Source organism: uncultured Desulfosarcina sp. (assembly GCF_963664155.2).
Taxonomy (GTDB): domain Bacteria; phylum Desulfobacterota; class Desulfobacteria; order Desulfobacterales; family Desulfosarcinaceae; genus Desulfosarcina.
Window position 1 is genome coordinate 4,357,857 of the sequence record NZ_CAXXXH010000001.1, and the last position, 20,159, is coordinate 4,378,015.

20 protein-coding genes are annotated in these 20,159 nt (G+C 57.4%); 13 read left to right on the forward strand and 7 right to left on the reverse strand.

What is annotated here, in order from left to right; translation table 11 throughout:
• Positions 1–123: 123 nt before the first annotated feature.
• Both ACHZBS_RS19820 and ACHZBS_RS19825 read right to left on the reverse strand, forming a co-directional pair.
• The gene (locus ACHZBS_RS19820; RefSeq protein ID WP_319408256.1) at positions 124–768 is read right to left on the reverse strand and encodes a CPBP family intramembrane glutamic endopeptidase; all 645 of its coding nucleotides are present in this window, start codon (positions 766–768) and stop codon (positions 124–126) included.
• Positions 732–2,237 (reverse strand): HEAT repeat domain-containing protein, encoded by a 1,506-nt coding sequence (locus tag ACHZBS_RS19825; protein WP_319408257.1) that lies wholly within the window; start codon positions 2,235–2,237, stop codon positions 732–734. The genes ACHZBS_RS19820 and ACHZBS_RS19825 overlap by 37 nt, the downstream gene beginning before the upstream one ends.
• 143 nt (positions 2,238–2,380) lie before the next feature.
• Between ACHZBS_RS19825 and ACHZBS_RS19830 the strand changes: the two genes are divergently transcribed.
• The 10 genes from ACHZBS_RS19830 to ACHZBS_RS19875 all read left to right on the forward strand — a co-directional run bounded on the left by ACHZBS_RS19830 (position 2,381) and on the right by ACHZBS_RS19875 (position 13,145).
• Positions 2,381–3,667, forward strand: coding sequence for an acetyl-CoA C-acetyltransferase (locus ACHZBS_RS19830; protein ID WP_319408258.1), 1,287 nt, complete (start codon positions 2,381–2,383; stop codon positions 3,665–3,667).
• Positions 3,668–3,776: 109 nt separating this feature from the next.
• Positions 3,777–3,932: a hypothetical protein gene (locus ACHZBS_RS19835; RefSeq protein WP_319408259.1), complete on the forward strand. Its 156-nt coding sequence runs from the start codon at positions 3,777–3,779 to the stop codon at positions 3,930–3,932.
• A gap of 261 nt (positions 3,933–4,193) precedes the next feature.
• Positions 4,194–5,291 (forward strand): AI-2E family transporter, encoded by a 1,098-nt coding sequence (locus tag ACHZBS_RS19840; RefSeq protein WP_319408260.1) that lies wholly within the window; start codon positions 4,194–4,196, stop codon positions 5,289–5,291.
• Between the two features lie 58 nt (positions 5,292–5,349).
• Positions 5,350–7,845: a DNA gyrase subunit A gene (gene gyrA / locus ACHZBS_RS19845; protein ID WP_319408261.1), complete on the forward strand. Its 2,496-nt coding sequence runs from the start codon at positions 5,350–5,352 to the stop codon at positions 7,843–7,845.
• 5 nt (positions 7,846–7,850) lie between these two features.
• Complete coding sequence (locus tag ACHZBS_RS19850) at positions 7,851–8,885, forward strand: NAD(P)H-dependent glycerol-3-phosphate dehydrogenase (RefSeq protein WP_319408262.1); 1,035 nt, start codon at positions 7,851–7,853, stop codon at positions 8,883–8,885.
• 20 nt (positions 8,886–8,905) lie between these two features.
• Positions 8,906–9,631: a DNA repair protein RadC gene (radC, locus tag ACHZBS_RS19855; protein ID WP_319408263.1), complete on the forward strand. Its 726-nt coding sequence runs from the start codon at positions 8,906–8,908 to the stop codon at positions 9,629–9,631.
• A 54-nt stretch (positions 9,632–9,685) separates the two neighbouring features.
• Positions 9,686–9,961: a hypothetical protein gene (locus ACHZBS_RS19860; RefSeq protein ID WP_319408264.1), complete on the forward strand. Its 276-nt coding sequence runs from the start codon at positions 9,686–9,688 to the stop codon at positions 9,959–9,961.
• Between the two features lie 70 nt (positions 9,962–10,031).
• The gene (locus ACHZBS_RS19865) at positions 10,032–11,228 is read left to right on the forward strand and encodes a phosphoglycerate kinase (protein ID WP_319408265.1); all 1,197 of its coding nucleotides are present in this window, start codon (positions 10,032–10,034) and stop codon (positions 11,226–11,228) included.
• Between the two features lie 87 nt (positions 11,229–11,315).
• On the forward strand, positions 11,316–11,987 hold the full coding sequence (locus ACHZBS_RS19870) for a VTT domain-containing protein (RefSeq protein ID WP_319408266.1): 672 nt from the start codon (positions 11,316–11,318) through the stop codon (positions 11,985–11,987).
• A gap of 15 nt (positions 11,988–12,002) precedes the next feature.
• Positions 12,003–13,145, forward strand: a complete 1,143-nt coding sequence (locus tag ACHZBS_RS19875; protein ID WP_319408267.1) for a hypothetical protein — start codon at positions 12,003–12,005, stop codon at positions 13,143–13,145.
• A gap of 7 nt (positions 13,146–13,152) precedes the next feature.
• On the opposite strand, the gene ACHZBS_RS19880 is transcribed toward ACHZBS_RS19875, so the two are convergent.
• Positions 13,153–14,004 carry an alpha/beta hydrolase gene (locus ACHZBS_RS19880; RefSeq protein ID WP_319408268.1) on the reverse strand — a complete coding sequence of 284 codons (852 nt, stop codon included), beginning with the start codon at positions 14,002–14,004 and terminating at the stop codon, positions 13,153–13,155.
• Between the two features lie 45 nt (positions 14,005–14,049).
• Here ACHZBS_RS19880 and ACHZBS_RS19885 point away from each other — a divergent pair, with 45 nt between their 5' ends.
• Positions 14,050–14,502 (forward strand): hypothetical protein, encoded by a 453-nt coding sequence (locus ACHZBS_RS19885; protein ID WP_319408269.1) that lies wholly within the window; start codon positions 14,050–14,052, stop codon positions 14,500–14,502.
• Between the two features lie 14 nt (positions 14,503–14,516).
• A complete protein-coding gene (locus ACHZBS_RS19890; RefSeq protein ID WP_319408270.1) occupies positions 14,517–14,837 on the forward strand; it encodes a YhbY family RNA-binding protein in 321 nt (106 codons plus the stop codon).
• Here the strand turns inward: ACHZBS_RS19890 and ACHZBS_RS19895 are convergent, their stop codons facing one another.
• Positions 14,838–16,817 carry a penicillin-binding protein 1A gene (locus ACHZBS_RS19895; RefSeq protein WP_319408271.1) on the reverse strand — a complete coding sequence of 660 codons (1,980 nt, stop codon included), beginning with the start codon at positions 16,815–16,817 and terminating at the stop codon, positions 14,838–14,840.
• A gap of 201 nt (positions 16,818–17,018) precedes the next feature.
• Here ACHZBS_RS19895 and ACHZBS_RS19900 point away from each other — a divergent pair, with 201 nt between their 5' ends.
• Positions 17,019–17,318, forward strand: a complete 300-nt coding sequence (locus tag ACHZBS_RS19900) for a hypothetical protein (RefSeq protein WP_319408272.1) — start codon at positions 17,019–17,021, stop codon at positions 17,316–17,318.
• On the opposite strand, the gene ACHZBS_RS19905 is transcribed toward ACHZBS_RS19900, so the two are convergent.
• The 3 genes from ACHZBS_RS19905 to cbiR are packed head-to-tail and all read right to left on the reverse strand — an operon-like array spanning position 17,272 to position 20,158.
• On the reverse strand, positions 17,272–18,087 hold the full coding sequence (locus tag ACHZBS_RS19905) for a dihydropteroate synthase (RefSeq protein ID WP_319408273.1): 816 nt from the start codon (positions 18,085–18,087) through the stop codon (positions 17,272–17,274). The two genes, ACHZBS_RS19900 and ACHZBS_RS19905, sit on opposite strands and share 47 nt — an antisense overlap.
• A complete protein-coding gene (locus ACHZBS_RS19910; RefSeq protein ID WP_319408274.1) occupies positions 18,084–19,325 on the reverse strand; it encodes a U32 family peptidase in 1,242 nt (413 codons plus the stop codon). Before ACHZBS_RS19910 ends, ACHZBS_RS19905 begins: the two co-directional genes overlap by 4 nt.
• Positions 19,322–20,158: a cobamide remodeling phosphodiesterase CbiR gene (gene cbiR, locus ACHZBS_RS19915; RefSeq protein ID WP_319408275.1), complete on the reverse strand. Its 837-nt coding sequence runs from the start codon at positions 20,156–20,158 to the stop codon at positions 19,322–19,324. Before cbiR ends, ACHZBS_RS19910 begins: the two co-directional genes overlap by 4 nt.
• Position 20,159: the final 1 nt, after the last annotated feature.

A 20,159-nucleotide genomic window follows, 5' to 3' on the forward strand; every position in this document is an offset into this window, starting at 1 on the left:
GTGAATCATTGATCGCACCCGCTACGACATAATCTCGGTCATTCATGACAGCAGGGGGGGACACCGAAAGCCGCTCAGAATGTCGGTGATAGCCAAATCGCGGGAGCGCTGGACCTGCCGGCGTCAGTGGAAGACGGGCAGGGAGAGCGTGAAGATGGCCAGGTTGCCCAGCACGTGGATGACGATAGGAACCATTAAGCTTTTGCCCGTGTGGTAGGCCACGGCAAAAACGACGCCTCCCACGATCTGGGTGATCGGGACGGCCGGCAGATGAAGGGCCGCGAACAGGGCGGTGGAGATCAGAACCGCCGCCGGAACTCCCCAGCGGCGCAGGTAGCCGAAAATCAGCCCCCGGAAAAAGATCTCCTCGGCCATCGGGGCTACGATTCCTCCAACGAAGAAAAACAGAACCCGCTGGCCGGCTCCTTCCGGGAGGGGGGAGCGGACCAGCATCAATGGGTCCAGGCCGGCCATGAACAGGCCCAAAAACAGCAGAGCGGCAGACATGGCAAAACCGGCAGACCAGGCCAGTCCCTTTCTGAGACCGGGCAGAATGGATTGTTTGTCCAGCCCGAGCCCATGAAGTCCGCCGGCCTGGAACATGGCCAGGGTCATTACCGCGAGTATCTGCGCCGTTCGGGTACCTGCGATCAGCCACAGCCGCGGCAGGTGCACCCGGGTGCCCAGATAGGCGGCTGCCGTCTCCAGCAGGGCTACGGCCAGTATCGATGCTAGTAGGAAAGCTGTGGAGATCGGGGCTGGACCCATCCCAGTGTCCTCAAGGCGCGATAGCCATACATTTGAATATACCAGTGGGGGGAGGTGTTGATCCGGTCGATGATTTCCGGAACCGCGGTTGGGTTTCTGCGCTCGCCCATGGCCCACAGGGCCTGGCAGACCACGATGGGCACCGCATCGTCGGCCAAAGCCAGCAGCATGGTGTGGGCGGCCGGATCTTTGGACCAGGCCAGGCTTCGTGCCAGCCAGTAGCGTTCGGCGATATGGGGGCTTTTTTCGAGTCCATGCGTTTTTGCATCCATGGCGATATCCCGCCGGTCCTGGCACGCCTGCCTGAGGGCGGCGATGCGTGTGATTGTCGACGGTGCAGAGAAGGCGGTGGACGGATTGGCGGGGGAAACGGTGGCGGTATGTCCCTGGTAAACCGGCACCAGCAGGATCCCGCCGACCACGATGCAAAAGGCGGCGGCAATCCCGTCCGATACAGCTACGTTAAAAAAAAGATTGGGCAACGCGCCCAGCACGCTGAACAGAAAGCTGAAGAGAACCAGAGGAAATCCCAGCAGCAGGCAGGCCAGGGTCAGGGTCCTGAACATGCGGTTATGGTCAAGGTGATTGGAGTAGGCGGTCAGCACCTTGTCCGGACTACCGAGAAACTCCCCATCGGGAACAATCAGGACAGGGTGCTGATTGTTCCCCAGGGAAAAGCGGTTTTTGTCCGTATCCCGGCCAATGGTCAGGTCGGCCGGAAAGCCGGCCGGGAGGGGCAGATAGTCATGGGCACGGACGGTTCGTTCGAGCCGGATCCAGTCGGCCCGGTTCAGGGTGCCGCCGAGTACGCAGGTACGGATTTGTTTCTGTTCCAAGGATTTGAACGCCTCGGCGGGAAACAGGGTGTAGGCATAGTAGGCGTCGGTAATGGACTGGCCGGCCCGGTTTCCCAACAACAGATTGTCACGTATGTTGCTGAACATTTGGCGGTCGAGCACCAGGCCCCACAGCAGGGCCAGGATGATGGCGGCGGATACCGGCCAGAATGCCCCGGCGGGTGAAACCAGGGTCGTGCGGGCCGGCAGCAGCTGGATGGCGGCGACACCGGTAACCAGCGGTACCACCACGAGGTAGATGGAGGCCACGACATTCAGGCCATTGTCATTGACCAGGGCAAGACCGGCAGCCCATATCATCAGGTAGAAAAAGACAGCCTTCCGGCGCCGCCCGAAAGCCCGGTCCCACAGCCAGGCACCGATCAGCGTAAACAGAGAGAGGCCGGCACCGATGCTCAGGGTGAAGAGCAGACCTCCGGCCATGGCGGTTGTCAGCGAATCGAGATGCTCGGCGACTATAGCGTTGGGGACAGTCAGGTAGCCGGTGTGCATCACCGCCTCGGTGGCCTGCAGCAGGTCCAGATTGGACAGGTAGACATGGGCGGTGGCGACGATCTGCGCGCTGAGCAGACCGACGAAAAGCACGGCCGGTGCATAGAGGCGGCGTTTCATTTCGTGTTGGACACCTTCGCGGAATCTGTGGTATTGACCAAAGCCGTTTGGGGTGGATCTTTTGCCTGAAAATTTGCTATTTGATTATTCTTTTTATTCATACCAGCTGAAGTCACAAGAATCAACAACAGGAGGAGATCACAATGAGAGAAGTCGTCATTGTCAGTGGTGCCAGAACCGCAGTGGGTTCATTCGGCGGATCGTTCAAGACCGTTCCGGTGGTGGACTTGGGTGCCATCGTCATGAAAGAGACCCTGAAAAGAGCCGGACTGCGGCCCCAGTCCAGCCCCGCATTGAAGGCCGCCGGGCCGGATGCCCTGAAAGACCAGGGACTCATTGAACTGGAGAAGAACGGCATGGACTGGGCCGATGATCGGCCGGCGGTGTCCATCGATGAGGTCATCATGGGCAACGTGCTTCAGGCAGCCCAAGGCCAGAATCCGGCACGGCAGGCCATGATTCGCGCCGGCCTGCCCAAGGAGACTCCGGCCTTTTCCCTCAACAAGGTGTGCGGCAGCGGGCTGAAAGCCATCGCCCTGGGGGCATCGGCCATCATGACCGGTGAGTCGGATGTGGTGTTGGCCGGTGGCATGGAAAACATGAGCATGGCGCCCATGGCCCTGCCCAAGGCCCGCTGGGGCCACCGCATGGAACTGACCGGAACCGGCGATATCTATGATCTCATGGTGTTCGACGGCTTGTATGAGATTTTTTACGGCTACCACATGGGCATGACCGCCGAAAATATCGCCAGCCTTTACGGCATCGGCCGTCAGGAGCAGGACGAACTGGGGGTTCTCAGCCACACCCGGGCCCGAGGCGCCATCACCCAGGGCCTCTTCGCCCGGGAGATTGTTCCGGTGACGATCAAATCCCGCAAGGGGGATACGATTGTGGACACCGATGAGCGACCCATGGATACCAATATGGAAAAAATGGCCAACTTGCGGCCGGCATTCAAGAAGGACGGCACCGTTACCGCCGGCAACGCGTCGGGTATCAACGACGGTGCGGCGGCCGTGCTGCTCATGAGCGCGGAAAGGGCCAAGGGCCTGGGACTGGAGCCCATCGTCAAGATCAAGGCCTTCCGCTCCGGTGGGCTGGATCCGGCCTACATGGGTCTGGGGCCGGTGCCGGCGGTGAAAAAAGTGCTGGCGGCCACGGGCATGACCCTGGATGACATCGACATGATTGAACTCAACGAAGCATTTGCCTCCCAGGCAATCGGCTGCATGCGGGAGCTGGGCATCGACACCGATCGGCCCAACGAACTGGGCAGCGGCATCTCCCTCGGGCACCCCATCGGCTGCACCGGCGCCCGGCAGATGGTCAGCGGCATGAACCAGATGAAGCGCAAGGGCTATTCCACCGGTTTGATCACGATGTGCATCGGCGGCGGCATGGGCATGGCGATGATCGTCGAAAGGTGATTTTTTTCTTTACTTTTTCGACTGTTACTGGTAAACATCGGCCGTTTAAAGAACGCAAACAAACCCCTCGCCAAATAGGGTTGCCAGCGGCGACAGGAGATTAAAAAATATGGATATCAGCAGAAAGTTGGGGATTTTGGTGTTTTGCGGGGTTCCTGCCATTATCGGTGGCGGGATCGTCTACGGGATGGCCGGTAGCTACATTCCTGTAGCTGTTTATGAGATATTGCTCTATCTCGTAGCCGGTGCCATTGTCAGCAAGTGATCTGCTTCGCCGCTCCCCCTGTCTGATTCAGGCTGGCAATTGAACATCCGAGTCTGACGCATTCAACATCAATTCTGCGCAAATGCCTCTTCCCTTGTTTATCAGGCGTTTGCGCAGATTGCGTTATGCCCCGTGGCATCGTGATTCCACTACCGTTATGAACCGGCGATGACTTGCTGCCCGGCTTTGGGGTGCCGGTGCTGTTTTCTTCAGGAAGACCCTGACAGCCTGACACAGCCACTGCCGGTTTCTGGAGGCACCATGGAGGATCGGACCTCCCAAAACATGATTTTATGGTTTTTTCTGGCCTGCTTTCTCATCTCCATTTCCTTGATGGGATGGCTTCTGTCGCCGTTTCTTTCCATCATCGTTCTCGGTGCCGTTGTTGCCGGTGCATTCCATCCGGTTTACCGGCTGCTGACGGCCCACGATAAAATCAGTCCGGGATTCGGCTCTTTGTTAACCTGCCTGCTGATTTTTTTTATCCTGTTTGTCCCCATCGTTTTTTTCGTGGGGGTTTTGGCCCAGGAGGCTTACGAGCTGATCCAGCTGGCCAAAAGTCCGGCCCTTTCCAGCTTCATCAACACGCATTTTACCAACAGTGCCCTGCTGGATCGAATCAACCCGCTGCTGACCGGTTTCGATATCGCCATCACCGGTGAGGAGTTGAACAAGACCATCTCCGACATCGGCAGGGCGGTGGGCCTGTTTCTTTACGACCAGGCCCGATCCATCGCGTCCAACACCTTGTCCTTTCTGGCCAGCTTTTTCCTCATGTTGCTGGTTATATTTTTTCTGCTCATCGACGGGCCGAAGCTGGTGCGGTTTCTTATCGATCTGTCGCCCCTTCCCGAGGATCAGGATGCCCAGCTCATCGGCAAATTCAAAGACATGGCTGGTGCCATCCTTGTGGGAAACGGGCTTTGCGGAGCCATTCAGGGCGTCGCCGGGGGGATGATTTTTTGGTTGTTCGGTCTTCAGTCCGCTTTTTTGTGGGGTGTGATCATGTCCCTGCTGGCGTTTCTGCCGATCATCGGCATCGGGGCGGTGTTTATTCCCACGGTTATTTTTCTCTTTTTGAAGGGGCGTATCGGTGCCAGCATCTTTTTTCTGGTATTTTATCTGCTGCTCTCGGGCCTCGTCGAATATATCTTAAAACCCAGGGTGGTGGGAAAGCGGGTGCAGATGCATACCCTGGTGGTTTTTTTATCCATTATCGGCGGTCTCAATATTTTCGGTATTCTCGGGATCATTTATGGCCCGCTGATTGCTACCGCCTTTCTTACGTTGACCAATATCTACCATGCCAGTTACCAAACATTCATTGAACACTCCCAACCCAAACCAGACCGGCCGTGATGGTGAACCAGCGGTTCACCCGGAGCCGGGATGGTCAGAGCAAGGATAATTCGCGAACATGAACGATAACACCACCGAAGTTCTGAAGAGCTCCGAGATCAGCATCGAAGCGGAGATGAAGAAGTCCTATCTCGATTACGCCATGAGTGTAATCGTCGGCCGGGCGCTTCCCGATGTGCGCGACGGGTTGAAGCCCGTTCACCGGCGCGTGCTTTACGCCATGCGGGAGCTGAAAAACGACTACAACAAACCCTACAAGAAGTCGGCACGCATCGTAGGTGACGTTATCGGTAAGTATCATCCCCATGGCGACAGTGCGGTCTATGACACCATCGTGCGATTGGCCCAGGATTTTTCCATGCGCTACCCGTTGGTGGACGGCCAGGGCAACTTCGGGTCCATCGACGGTGATTCGGCGGCAGCCATGCGATATACGGAAATCCGCATGATGCGGCTGGCCCATGAGATGCTCGATGATCTGGATAAAGAAACCGTCAACATGGTCCCCAACTACGATGAGTCCCTCACCGAACCATCGGTGCTGCCGGCCAAATTCCCCGCCCTTCTGGTCAATGGGTCATCCGGAATTGCCGTAGGTATGGCTACCAATATTCCGCCCCACAACCTTTCCGAAGTGATCGAAGGAATCAAGGCGCTGATCGATAATCCGGAAATTACCTGCGGGCAGCTCATGGCCTTTATTCCCGGCCCGGATTTTCCCACGGCAGGCATTATTCACGGAATTCAGGGTGTCCGGGACGCCTATGAGACGGGCCGAGGTATCGTCCGTACGCGCGCACGGGTGACGGTGGAGGAGGATAAGCAGACCGGGCAGGAAACCATCGCGGTCACCGAGATTCCCTACCAGGTGAACAAGGCGAGGCTCATCGAAAAGATCGCCGAACTGATGAAGCACAAGGTGATCGAGGGGCTGCGATTCGTGCGTGACGAGTCCGACCGGAGGGGCATGCGCATTGCCATGGGGGTGAAGAAAGACCACATGGCCGGCATCATCATCAACCAGCTCTACAAGCATACCCAGATGGCGAGCAGCTTCGGGATTATCCTGCTGGCGGTGGTCAACAACCGGCCCCAGGTTCTCAACTTGAAACAGATTCTGGAACATTTCGTCCTTCACCGCAAGGAGATTGTTATCCGGCGTACCCGTTTCGACCTGAACAAGGCCGAGGCCCGGGCCCATATTCTGGAAGGGTTGAAGGTGGCCCTGGAAAACCTGGATGCCGTGGTCAAGCTGATCCGCGAATCCAAGACCCCTGTGGAAGCCAAGGATCGGCTCATGGCCACCTTCGGCCTCAGCATTATCCAGGCCCAGGCCATTCTGGACATGCGGCTGCAGCGGCTCACCGGCCTTGAGCAAGACAAAATCCTGGAGGAATACGATGCCGTACTCAAGGATATCGCCCGGTTCAAGGAAATCCTGGGCAGTGAAAAGATGGTGCTGAGCATCATCAAGGACGAGCTGGATTTTCTCAAGGGAGAATTCGGCGATGTTCGCCGGACGGAGATTCTGACCTACACCCGGGAACTGACCATCGAGGACATGATTGCCGAAGAGGACATGGTGGTGACCATTACCAACACTGGGTACATCAAACGCAACCCCATCACCCTGTATCAAAGCCAGCGGCGCGGCGGCAAAGGCAAGACCGCCATGGGCACCAAGGAAGAGGATTTCGTCTCCCACATGTTTGTGGCCTCTACCCATCACTATTTTCTTTTCTTCACCAATCTGGGAAAGGTCTACTGGTGCAAGGTCTACGACATCCCCCAGGCCGGCCGCCAGAGCCGGGGCAAGGCCATCGTCAACCTGCTGGATTTTGCCGACGGCGAATGGATGACCGCCGTGCTGGCCGTTCCAGAATTTGAGCCGGGCCTGCACGTGCTCATGGCCACCCGCAACGGGACGGTGAAAAAGACCGATCTGATGGCCTTCAGTCGTCCCCGGGTCGGCGGTATTATCGCCCTGGGCCTGGCCGAGGGCGATGAACTGATCGCGGTGAAACTTTCCGACGGCACCCAGAATGTGTTTCTGGGGTCCGCCATGGGCAAATCCATCCGCTTCCATGAATCGGATGTCCGCCCCACCGGCAGAACCGCACGGGGGGTTCGGGGAATGCGCCTGACCAGGGGTGACCGCGTGGTCGGCATGGAAGTGCTTCAGCACGGCCAGACGCTGTTTACCGTAACCGAAAACGGGTACGGCAAACGGACCTCCATCGACGAGTACCCCATCCACCGGCGGGGCGGTAAAGGGGTTATTTCCATTAAGACCAGCGAGCGCAACGGTCAGGTCGTGAACATTATCCTGGTGCAATCCGAAGACGACCTGATGCTGGTGACCGACACGGGCAAGCTGATCCGCAGCCCTGTTTCCGGCACGTCGGTAATCAGTCGCAACACCCAGGGCGTAAGGCTGATGGACATGGAGCCCGGGGAACGGGTGGTCAGTGCCGCCGGGTTGGCTGAAACAGAAGATGAAAACGGAGAATCGACGGATGGCGAAACAGCGCCGGCCGATCTGTCGGAGGAATAGATACGATGAAAACGACTGTGGATGTCGAGACCACGACCATCGGTGTGGTCGGTGCCGGCAGCTGGGGGACCGCTCTGGCCAACCTGCTGGCCGTCAAGGGCTTTGCCGTCGACCATTGGGTATATGAAGCCGAGGTGAAGGCGCAGATGCTGGATAAGAAGGAGAATCAGCGCTTTCTGCCCGGTGTTATCCTGTCCGACAATCTTTTTCCCTCCGGGGACCTGGAATCCGTCGTGGCCGGCAAGGACCTGGTGCTGGTGGTGACCCCCTCGCATGTCACCCGCCGGACGATCGAGCGCTGCGGCCATGCCATCGGTCCGGACACCATTGTGGTCAGCGCTTCCAAGGGGATCGAAAACCAGACGCACCTTACCATGTCCGGCGTGCTGGGAGAAGTTGTCCCCGGGTTGTCGGCGGACCGTCTGGCCGTGCTGAGCGGCCCCAGCTTCGCCAAGGAGGTGGCCCGCCAGGTGGCCACGGTGGTGACGGTGGCGTCCAGTCACGAAAAAACGGCGGCCTTTGTCCAGCAGGTGTTTGTCACTCCCTATTTCCGGGTCTATACCATCGATGACGTGGTCGGTGCCGAGTTGGGGGCGGCCGTGAAAAATGTCATCGCCATCGCGGCCGGTGTGATTGACGGTCTGGGGCTGGGTCTCAATACGCGAGCTGCCCTGATCACGCGCGGGCTGGTTGAGATCCGCCGGCTGGGGCTGGCCATGGGTGCCCAGCCGAGAACCTTCACCGGCCTTGCCGGTGTCGGGGATTTGATCCTTACCTGCACCGGCGACCTGAGCCGGAACCACACCATCGGCAAACGGATCGGTGAGGGCAAAAAGCTCAAGGACCTGCTGGCCGAGATGCACATGGTTGCCGAAGGGGTGAAAACCGCCCGGTCGGTATACAACCTGTCCCGCGAACGGGGTGTCGACATGCCCATTTCTCATGCCGTTTATCATGTGCTTTATGATGATCTGGATCCGAAGACAGCCCTTTATCAGCTGATGACCCGGGATCTGAAACAGGAACTGGACGACATCTGAGTGTCAAAGAGAGCAAGCAGGTGACGGAAAATCCTAAAAAAGCGCCGCATAAGGGGGAGGGCCACCGGAAACGCTTGCGTGACCGGTTTATCCACTCCGGGCTCGACGGATTTCACGATTACGAGGTCATCGAGCTGTTGCTGACGCTTGGCACGCCCAGAAAAGACTGCAAAGAAGCGGCCAAAGCGGCCTTGAACCGGTTCAAGACCTTGCAGGGTGTCCTCGATGCGTCGCCGGCAGACCTTTGCCGGGTACCGGGCATCGGCCCGGTCAATCTGTTGGGGATAAAGCTGGTTCCGGCCGTTTCCCGGCGATACCTCCAACAGCGGCTCGAAGGGAAAAAAGCCCTCACCAACTCGCGGGAGCTTTTCGACTATCTCAATCACACCATCCGTGATAAAAAAAGAGAGTGCTTCGTGGCGATCTTCCTGGATGCCAAAAACCGGGTGATCGCCGACGAAACCCTTTTCACCGGAACGATTTCCGCCAGCGCCGTCTATCCCCGTGAGGTGGTGGGCGCCGCGTTGGCTCATGCGGCAGCAGCCGTTATTTTTGCCCACAACCATCCATCCGGGGATCCGGCGCCATCTCCCGATGACATGGCCATCACCCGACGGCTGGCTCAGGCCTGCGGGGTGATGGGCATCACCGTTCATGAACACCTGATCATCGGCACCGAAGGCTATTTCAGCTTTGCCGATCATGGCCACATGGCCAGAATCAACGCTGCCGTCGACTCCCTGTAGCCCCTCCGACGGCTGTGCCCCCGGATGAAGTGACAGTAACGTGAGGGCTTTCCGATGACCGTCAATCAGAAAAAATTTCCTCCCTGTTTTGGAAACCTCGAAAGCGTCTTTCCCCTGGGAGAAGAAGGGTTGAGACAGACCCCGGAATCCTGTATGCCCTGTTGCTACAAGACCGCGTGCCTGAGAAAAGCAATGGCGGACAAGGGTGGAATAACCGTCCGCCAGGAGATGGTGGATCGGGCTTACGCATCCGGCATGGTGGGTTTTTTCGAACGCTGGTCCCGGAAAAAGGCCTTGAGCGACCAAAAACGGAAAAAAGATAAAACCTGAAAATACCTTCAACGATTTATTTCGGTGGATGGCCTGAGCGCCTGCCGCCACAACCGCAAAGGAGAAATCCATGGCAAAGCTTACCGTTTCCGATCTCGACGTCAAGGGGCGCCGCGTGCTGATGCGGGTGGATTTTAACGTTCCGCTGGAAAAGGGGCAGGTTGCCAACGACAAGCGACTGCGGGCGGCCCTGCCCACCATTCGTAACATCCTGGAGCGCAGCGGCAAACTGATCCTCATGTCCCATCTGGGCCGGCCCAAGGGAAAACGGCTGCCCGAACTTTCCTTGAAACCTTGCGCCCGCGCACTGGAAAAACTGCTGGGTCAACCGGTGGCATTTGCCGACGACTGCATCGGACCCTCCGCCGAAACCGCCGTTGAGGCCCTTTCGGCCGGTGAGGTGCTGCTGCTTGAAAATTTGCGGTTTCACAAGGCCGAGACGGACAACGACGAGACGTTCGCCCGGAGCCTGTCCGCTTTGGCGGACGTGTATGTCAACGATGCCTTCGGTACAGCCCATCGGGCTCACGCCTCTACGGAAGGCGTGACCCATTTCATGGACCGTTGCGCCATGGGTTTTCTCATGGAAAAGGAGATTGCCTACCTGGGTGATGCCCTGGATGCGCCCAAACGGCCCTTCGTGGCCATTCTCGGTGGTGCGAAGATTTCGGGAAAGATCGACGTCATCGACAGCCTGCTGCCCAAAGTGGATCGACTGATCATCGGCGGCGGCATGGCCTATACCTTTTTTAAGGCCAAAGGCTTTGAAATCGGCAACTCGCTCGTAGAGCCGGACCGGATCGATATGGCCCGATCCTTGCTGGACAAAGGGGAGAAAAAACTGGTTCTGCCGGTGGACTGCATGTGCGCGGACCGCTTTGATTTTGATACGAGAGCCGTCGGTGAACTGTTGCCAACAGGTGTTAACGTCATCCCTGAAGACGGTTTCGGCCTGGATATCGGCCCCGCTTCCGTGTCCCTGTTCGAAAGCGTTCTGGAAAAGGCCCGGACCATCGTGTGGAACGGACCCATGGGCGTCTTCGAAATCGATGCCACCGCCGTCGGCACGTATGCCGTGGCCCGGGCTATGGCCTCGGCTACGGACAAGGGCGCCATTACCGTTATCGGCGGCGGCGATTCGGCAGCGGCTGTTGAAAAGGCAGGCCTGGCCGACCGAATGACCCATATATCGACCGGCGGCGGCGCCTCCCTGGAGTTTCTGGAGGGCAAAATCCTTCCCGGCGTGGCTGCTCTGACGGATCGCTGACGCCGGCCTATTCCTGATTTTATTCATTTTCCGGGTGCGCCATTGAAAACAGGGGATGCAAAGAAATGGGCCTGGACGGCTTTTTTTATGTCGGGATTTCTGCTGCTGGTGCTTCTTTTCCGCCATGAAGTCGCCACCGGCCTGATGACTGCTTACCGATGGATCTCGGACCGTGATCAAGTTGAGCAGTTCGTTGCCGCCTTTGGCCGCGGGGCACCGCTGGCCTTTATAACACTTCAGGTCCTCCAGGTGGTCCTGGCGCCGGTTCCGGGTGAGGCCACAGGATTTATCGGCGGTTATATCTTCGGCACTGCCAGAGGGTTCATATACTCCAGCCTGGCGTTGGCGGCGGGTTCATGGATTAACTTTGCCATCGGCCGATTCGTCGGCCGCCGGTATGTCAGGCAATGGATTCCGACCGAAAAAATGGCGCGCTTCGATCACTTGTTGAAGCGGCAGGGCATCATCGTTTTACTCATCCTTTTTATTTTTCCCGGTTTTCCCAAAGATTACCTGTGCCTGTTTCTGGGAATCACAGCGATTCCCCTCAAGGCGTTTTTGCTGATTGCCTCGATTGGCAGAATGCCCGGAACCTTCATGCTGAGCCTCCAGGGAGAATACCTCTTCCAAAAAAACTACGCTGTATTTGCCGTGGTTTTTGGGGTGACCCTGCTGGTGGCCTTTTTGAGTATCAGGTATCGGGAAACAATTTACCGGTGGATGGAGAAACTGAATAGAAAAACGCCTGGTAGCCGTTGACCCCTATGGGCAATCGTGTTATTTAAGGATACCAATAACATCCGTGTCATCAACGTCTGCATTACCAAAACCACAACCCGCCCGAGAGGAATCGTAGTGGCCTTCTGGAGCGTAAGAGAAGAACTCAGTCAGTTCAATCGCCTGCGCCGTTCTTATTATGAACTTTACAGGGATGAACTGGATCAATTTATGATCGACTATGCCCTGATCCAGTCATACAATCAGTTTGCCGACCGAAATCTTCCCTATCCGTTCATTGAAAAAAGGGAACTCAAGCCTCGCGCGCGGATTCCCGGCATAGAATATGAGAGCCAGAAAACATTCCTGGTACTTTTTGTGGAGGACGTCATTCCGGCGACCCACAAGAAGTATATTCGATTTTTCGATGTAAACAAACCCACCAAAACGAACCTGTTGGAATCCAAGGCGCTTCCCTTGCCCGAGAAGTTCGATCGGACCCACAAATATCTGGACTCCGTTCAGTTCTATGATTTCATCGATGTACTGCTGCCGGTGGATTATGCGTTGTTGATTCAGCGCGACCCCACGACCCGTTCGGCCAACCGCTACAGCCTGACCCACTTCCATGTGAGAATCGACTGGCCCATTGCCGATGCCGCCGAAGATCTGGCCCAGAGCCTGCGATATATCTCCAAAGATCTTTATGAAAAGGGAGATAAGTACGCCGAACTGGCCCAGCGGAAGCTCTTCGAGTATTATGGTATGCCGGTTATGGTGGGCGGCCGTCGGACTGCCGCTATGGTGGCTGCCCAGTACCTTAAAAGGATTCCATGCATCTCAACCGTTTATGCCGGCAGCAGCGAATCCCGGGCGTTGTATCGCATTTCCGAACGCGGTGTGTCCAAGGCGGCGCTGGTTCGTTTCTCCAACGACGAGGTCCGGCAGATCGCCGAGTCCCAGAAGATGCCTCCCCGCACCTTCAGAAAAAATTACGTCGTCGCCACCAAAGGCCGGCATAATGTGTGCGTCTTCCAGGCTACCTACGCTTATACCGATCATTCCCGTCCGCCGGATGACGGCAAACTCCGGGAGATCAATCCCGACGTGAACTGGCTCACCGTGGGGGCTGAGCATGTGATACCCAAGCCCGGGGTCAGTAAATACCCGCCGATCAATCTGAATCTGATCTATACCTGATCCCTGTTTACAGATAGCGGGCCGCCACCCATTGCCTCAAATCCTCCAGCACCCTTTCCCGATCGGGACGTTTTTCATTATAAATCTCGTGATACAGGGTCTCATAGTGGAAAAGGGTTTTGTCGGCCACTGTCAATGCGTCGAAGTAGGCCAGAGCCGAGGAGGCGCTGACCAGGCGATCCTCTCCGGCGATCTGCATGAGAATGGGGTCGGTGATCGCTTCGGGTGAACCGCCGGTTTTTTCGATCTCCGCCATGCACCGGGCAAACCAGCGTGCACTGATTTTGCTGTGCACCCGTTCACTTTGCTCATACGCCCTCACTTCATCATCATCGTGGCTGATGAATGACGGGTCCAGTCGGTTATTCAAAGAGAGCGTCGGCCAGATGACCGACATGATGCGGGCAACGGCCTTCAACACCGGCGGTGGTGGTTTGGGGACGCCAAGCAGGGGAGAAGAGACGATCAGGCCATCGACATGCCGGGGAAACTGTCGGGCAAAGGACAGCGCAATCAAACCGCCCATGCTGTGCCCCAGCAGAAGGCGCGGCAACCGATCGGTTCTATCTGTTCTCGCCAACGCCATCAGCATTTTAAGATCTTGGACATAGTCGTCGAAATCGTTGACATGTCCACGTTTGCCCTGGCTCCGGCCGTGGCCGCGATGGTCATGTATCCACAGGGATGCGCCCATGGGGCAAAGGGCGTCGACCACATGCCCGTACCGGCCTGAATGCTCTCCCAGTCCGTGGGATATCACCACCTGAAACCGCTCCTTTTCGGGAATATAGTTGCGGTAGAAAAGGCTTGTGCCGTCGCGGCCTTCAAACTTGCCGGTATTTTCCTGTATTTCTGCCATCGGTGGCCTCTTGGTTCGGGTTGATCATCTAATCATTTCAGGCAGGTGACCGATCGGGTCGATGAATCGTCGTTGTCGGTCGCCATCGTTTTTAGCACAGGCCCCGACCAAAAACAATTTACTTATAAATTGCTTGAAATCGATCTTCATAACCGGTACCGTGGCAGTCATCGCCGCGTTATCAAAAAGAATTTGGCGGCTCGTCCGTCAACCGGTTCTGGAAAAGGAAAAACCATGGAAAATGTTGTTGCCCACCTGAAAAAAGAGTGGAAAAATTATGTCATGGCCATCTGGATGATTGGGGTGGCCGGTTTTTTGTATCAATTGAATGAAAAGTATCAGGCGATTGAGCAGACAAGCATGAAACTGAGTTCCGACGTGGATTCCATTGAGAGCATCTTCATCAGTACGGACAGCAATGTTGCCGAAGTGAAAAAGCAGCTCGAAGAAATGTCCGCCAAAGTGACGGTTATTCATAAACGCGTCATGCGACGATAGGGGAAGGAATCCATATGGACCGTTTGAAAGGTTTTCAGAAACGATTTCTCAGGGGGGTGGCCCACTCACTCAAACCGGTGGTGTTTGTGGGACAGAAAGGTTATACCCAATCGTTGGCCGATGCCATGGACGACGCCCTGGATCACCATGAACTGGTGAAGGTCAAATTCGTCGAGTTCAAGGAAAAAGAGAAGAAGCTGGCCCTGGTCGAGCAGATAGAGAAAGCGGTTCCCTGCGAGATGGTGGGACTGGTCGGTCATATCGCCACCTTTTTTCGCCAGCAAAGCGATCCTGAAAAAAGAAAAATCAACCTTCCCAAACATGCTGACGGCTGATTACCGCAGACCTTCATCATTATCTGGCTTGGGTTCCGTCCCGCTGACAAACAGCGCTTTCACAGCACCTGCGTCGCTATCCGATGCCGCTCGGCCGGTCACCGGATCCATCAGCACCTTTTTCATATGGTCCGGGATGTCAAAATAGAGGGCTGTTGATGCGGGTCGGGTGGCCGCCATGAAGTCGATCCAGACGGGAAGTGCGGCCCGGGCGCCGGTTTCTTTATTCCCCAGGGGCGAAGAATCGTCCATGCCCACCCACACCCCGGCGGCCACTGCGGGTGAGAACCCCACGAAAAGGGCATCCTTGAAGTCATTGGTGGTGCCGGTTTTACCGGCGACGGGCATATTTAGCTGCCGGGCCTGTTTTCCCGTTCCCTCCTCAACCACACCCTGCAGCATGTCCACCATGATGGCGGCTTCGGTTTCAGTCATCACGGACCGAATGACCGGACTGGCACGCCACAGCGGCGCATGGTTTCTGTCTAGAATTTCGGTGACACCAAAAGGCGGGATATGGTTGCCGCCATTGGGAAAGACGGCAAAGGCGGAGGTGAGTTCCAGCAGGGTGGTGGTGGCGGTTCCTAAAGCAATGGACAGGTCCGGTGAAAGGGGCGAGTCGATGCCCAGCTTATGCGCAAACTGCACCACCGCCGATGGTCCCAGCCTTTCCACCAGTCTGACGGCCGGAATATTCTGGGAAAGGGCCAAGGCTTGGCGGAGGGTCATTTCTCCTTGGTAGCGTTTGGAAAAGTTTTCCGGCTGCCAGTCTTCGTTATTGTTTCCGCCTTTGAAGACGACCGGTGCGTCAAGCACCAGGCTGGCCTGAGTGAAGCCGTGGGCGATAGCCAGCGCGTAAATAATGGGCTTGAACGCCGATCCCGGTTGGCGTCGGGCATCGGCGGCACGGTTGAAGGCGCTCTCGGGGAAATGTCTGCCTCCCACCATAGCCAGAATACCCCCGGTCCTGATGTCGATGGCCACCAGCGCTCCCTGGGGGGCGGCTTCCCTGTTCTTCTTTGAATTCATTCTCTGCTGCAGGCGGGTCAGACCGTTCTCCACGGCCTCTTCGGCAGTTTGCTGAAGGCGATGGGACAGGGTGGTGTGAACCGTCAGGCCGCCTTTGTACAGCAGGCTGGGGCCGACGGCCGCCTCCAGTGCCGGCTTGATATACTGCACGAAATACGGGGCGGATCCGGGTGCCGTTGCGTGTGAGGTTTCCATCACCGGTTCACCGATGGCCAGCCGGTACTGGCTAAGGGAGATGAGGCCCTGGTTTCGCATTAAGTTCAGAACGAGATTCCGCCGTTTTTTCGCCAGATCCGGGTTGACCAACGGGGTGTATCTGGACGGCGCCTTGGGCAGGCCGGCGATAAGGGCGCACTGGGCAAGATCCATCTGAGAGGCCGATTTGCCGAAAAACAGTTGCGCCGCCGATTCCACGCCGTAAGCGCCGCTGCCAAAATAGATCTGGTTCAGATACAGGGCCAGCAATTCATCCTTGGTATAGCGCCGTTCCAGTTGAACGGCCAGGATGGCTTCCTTGATTTTGCGGGTGATCGTTTTCTCTTGTGATAAGAATAGTGTTTTGGCCAACTGCTGGGTGATGGTGCTGGCGCCTTCCACAAATTGGCCGGCTATGATATCTTTGATCACGGCCCTGAGAATACCTTTCAGGTCTATGCCGCTGTGGGCGTAAAACTGGCGGTCTTCCGTGACGATCAGCGCGGCTTTCAGGTCAGTGGGAATCTGGTCGATGCCCACCGGCGTCCTTTTTTCCAGAAAAAGCTCGGCCAACAGCACCTGTTCTGCCGAGTAGATGCGGGTGGCGGCTGACGGTTCGAAATTTTCCAATTCCCGTATCTGGGGCAGGTCTCGGGTGAAGGCGAAAAATACTCCCGCCGTGGCCCCCGAAAGCAGACCGATCAAACCGGTAGTCAGAATGATCGATCGGATTCCCGAAAATCGGTGATTGCTCATGGTTCCTTTTTTCCGTGTGTCTGGCGCCAATGCCTGTTCGCTTTCATGGTTTTAACGGCCATTATCAGTATAGGCAAGTACTGATTGGAAAAAACCCGCGTCTCGGGTGGTTGACTTCGATTCAGGGGCGGCGTAGATTGAGGGAAAGCCAGCGGCATCCACCGAATTGTCAATCCCATACTCACATGCAGGAGAACGCATATGTCTCACCACCATGACCACGATCACGATCATGACCATGACCACCCGCATGGGCAGGACCATCACCATGGCCACGCCCACAGTCATGCGCCGCTTTCATTTTCAGAAAAGCTTGTCAAACTGCTGGACCACTGGATTCAGCACAACGACCATCACGCCGAAGACTACCGCAAATGGGCCCGGGACGCCCGGGAAAACGGCCAGACCGGGGTGGCCGATCTTCTGGACTCGGCCACCGAGCTGACTGGCATTATCAGCGACCGGTTGCGTGAAGCGGGGAGTAAGGTGGTTCCCAGGTAAAGATCCCGCCATCAATGATATTCCGACACGATTCGACCTCACGCATGATCTCCATATCCATGACATTTAACAGGATCATGCTTGCGCCGGCAGCGGCGAGCATAGGCAGGAAGGCGAGCTGGTAGCGCCGCCGCGTGTCGGGGTCCGGCGCTCCGGTGGTGAGGTTGGACAGGCCGGCGATGGTCCGCACGGGAAACCCCAGCAGGTCGGGCAGCGTCCGGATCACTTCCAGCACGGCCATGTTCTGGCGGTTGCCGTCCTGCCAGGCCAGCGGCGCCACAACCGGGTCAATGATGATCTTCCCGGGAGATATCCCCGCGGTTTGCATTTCGTTGAAAAGGGCCACGGCAGCCTCCATTCGACCCGAGGCATCCACGGGCACCTGGCCGTCAGGGCGCAGCAGGTAGCCGATGACGTCGCAATCATGCTGCCGGGCCAGGGGCAGGATCCGCTTCAGTTTCTCAGGCTCCAAGGAAACGCCGTTGATCATCGATTTTTGCGTGCATGCCGCCAGGCCGGCTGCCATGGCGCGCGGGTTGGCGGTGTCCAGAACGATGGGCAGGTCGGCAGACTCCTGAACGGTGTGGACCAGAAAATTCATTTTTTCTTCAGGGCGGCGGGACAGCGGACCGCTGTTGATATCGATGGCCTGGGCACCGGCGTCCCGGCAGGCGTCGACCAACTGCCGGATCGGGCCGGGATCCAGCTGGTCTACGGCGCGGCCGATGGCCGGCAAGGTGATCCGCAGGTTGTCGGCCACGATGATCATGATGGCTCCGCAGGGGCTTGAGGCTCGCGGCGTCGGATCAGGTCCAAGGGCTCCGGCGGGCGGCCAAGGTAAAGGATGACCGTGGAACCTGGCTGGGCCTGGGATTGGGTTAACCCATGCAGGTCAACGATGCGCTGAATCGTATCTTCCCGGGTGGGGCCATCGGGGCAAAGAAGGTCCACCGCATCGCCTGAAAGGATCTTGTTCTTCACCAGCACCCGGACCCCGCCATCAGGGGTCTTGTCGAGCACTTTAGCCACAAACGTATAGCCGGGATGGATAACCTCATCCAGGTTGGCCGTGGTCTGGTCCGGATCCCCGAAATAAAAACCGGTGCAGTAACCCCGGTGGCTGATGGCAGACAACTCCGCCAACCAGCGTTCCCGGACCCGATAGGCGTCAGTATCCCGATACCAGGCATCGATGGCTTCCCGGTAGACCTTCACTACGCCGGCCAGGTAGTGGATGCTTTTCATGCGGCCTTCGATCTTGAGGGAGCAGATGCCCGCATCGATCATCGCCGGTAAATGTTCGATCATACACAGGTCCCTGGAGTTGAATACATAGGACCCCCGAGGGTCTTCGGCGATGGGGAAGAACTGGCCGGGCCGGGTTTGCTCCATCAGCGTATAGTGGAACCGGCAGGGCTGGCAGCACATGCCGCGGTTGCTCTCCCGTTTTTTCATGTAGCCGGATAGCAGGCAGCGCCCCGAGTACGCGATGCACATGGCGCCGTGAACAAATGCCTCTACGCCGATACCGCTTTGTGCCGCCATCTGACTGATTTCCGCCAGGGTCAGCTCCCGGGCCGCGTTGACCCGGGCGGCGCCCAGGTCCCGCCAGAATCGGGCCGTTCCCGTGTTGGTGGTGTTTGCCTGGGTGCTCACGTGGAGAGGGATACGGGGGATCAACTTCCGGGCCTGCATGAAAATGGCCGGATCGGCGACGATCAGGGCATCCGGTTCGATGGCTTCCAGTGATCTCAGGTAGTCGGCAATGACCTGCGCTTCGCTGTTTCGTGAGTAGATGTTTACGGCTACGTACATCTGCACGCCCTTTTCACGGGTCAGGCAGCGGGCGGCCTGCATCTCCTCACGGGAAAAGTTGGCGGAAAAATTCCTCAGGCTGAAGTCCTTCCCGGCCAGATAGACCGCATCGGCACCGTAATGAACGGCGATCTCCAGCTTTTCCGGCGTGCCGGCGGGCGCCAGCAGCTCGATTTTTTTGTTCTCATTCATGAAAAAACACCTTTTTCCCATTCGCGGCACAGATGGGCCAGGGAGGCGTTGAGCGCAGGGTAGGCGTACACCTCCAGAGAAACCACACCTGAAAAGGCCCGCAGGATCTTCAGGACCGTCTTCATCCGATGTCCAGAAAGACGGTCCAGGGGCAAGTGGTCGGTTGCTCCGTCCACCCCGTGCAGATGGACGATGGTGATGCGGTCCTTCCAATGGTCGAAAAACGGCGAGAGCTCGATGCCATGCGCCATGAGATGGCCCATGTCCATGCACACGCTCAGGTTCGATTCGGCGATGACGGACGCTACCAGCTCAAATGGATAGTCCAGCGTCTCCACGGAGATCGTCCGGCGGTTTATTTTCGACGGGATCATCCTTAAAAGCGTGTCAACCAGGTATTCCTGCCACCGGGCTGCGGGCATCGCCGGAAGGTCCGGCGGATTACGATTCAGATGCAGGGTAAAGGTGGAAGGGGTGAGCGGTTCGCAGCACGCGATGATCCGACTAACGACATCGGCGGCCCGCCGGCGTTCGGCGGGATCGGGATGCCCCGGATAAATATCCGAGGGCAGGTGGACATTGTAGGTGAGTTTTTCGCTGGCGGCCAGGTCTGCCAGTTTCCGGATCAGTTTCGGAGACGGGAGGCTTTCCGGCGTCCGGCTTTCAAAGAAGAGCAGTTGGATTTGATCTACGAATGGGGCCAGGTGACGGACGTTGTCCACATAGCCCGCCGGATAGACAAAGGAGGGGCAGGCCAGGGTAAACGGAAACCGGTTTTTACACACCGTGTCCAGGGTCGGAAAAGGCTGCCCGGGATGCTCTTGGTCTGACATG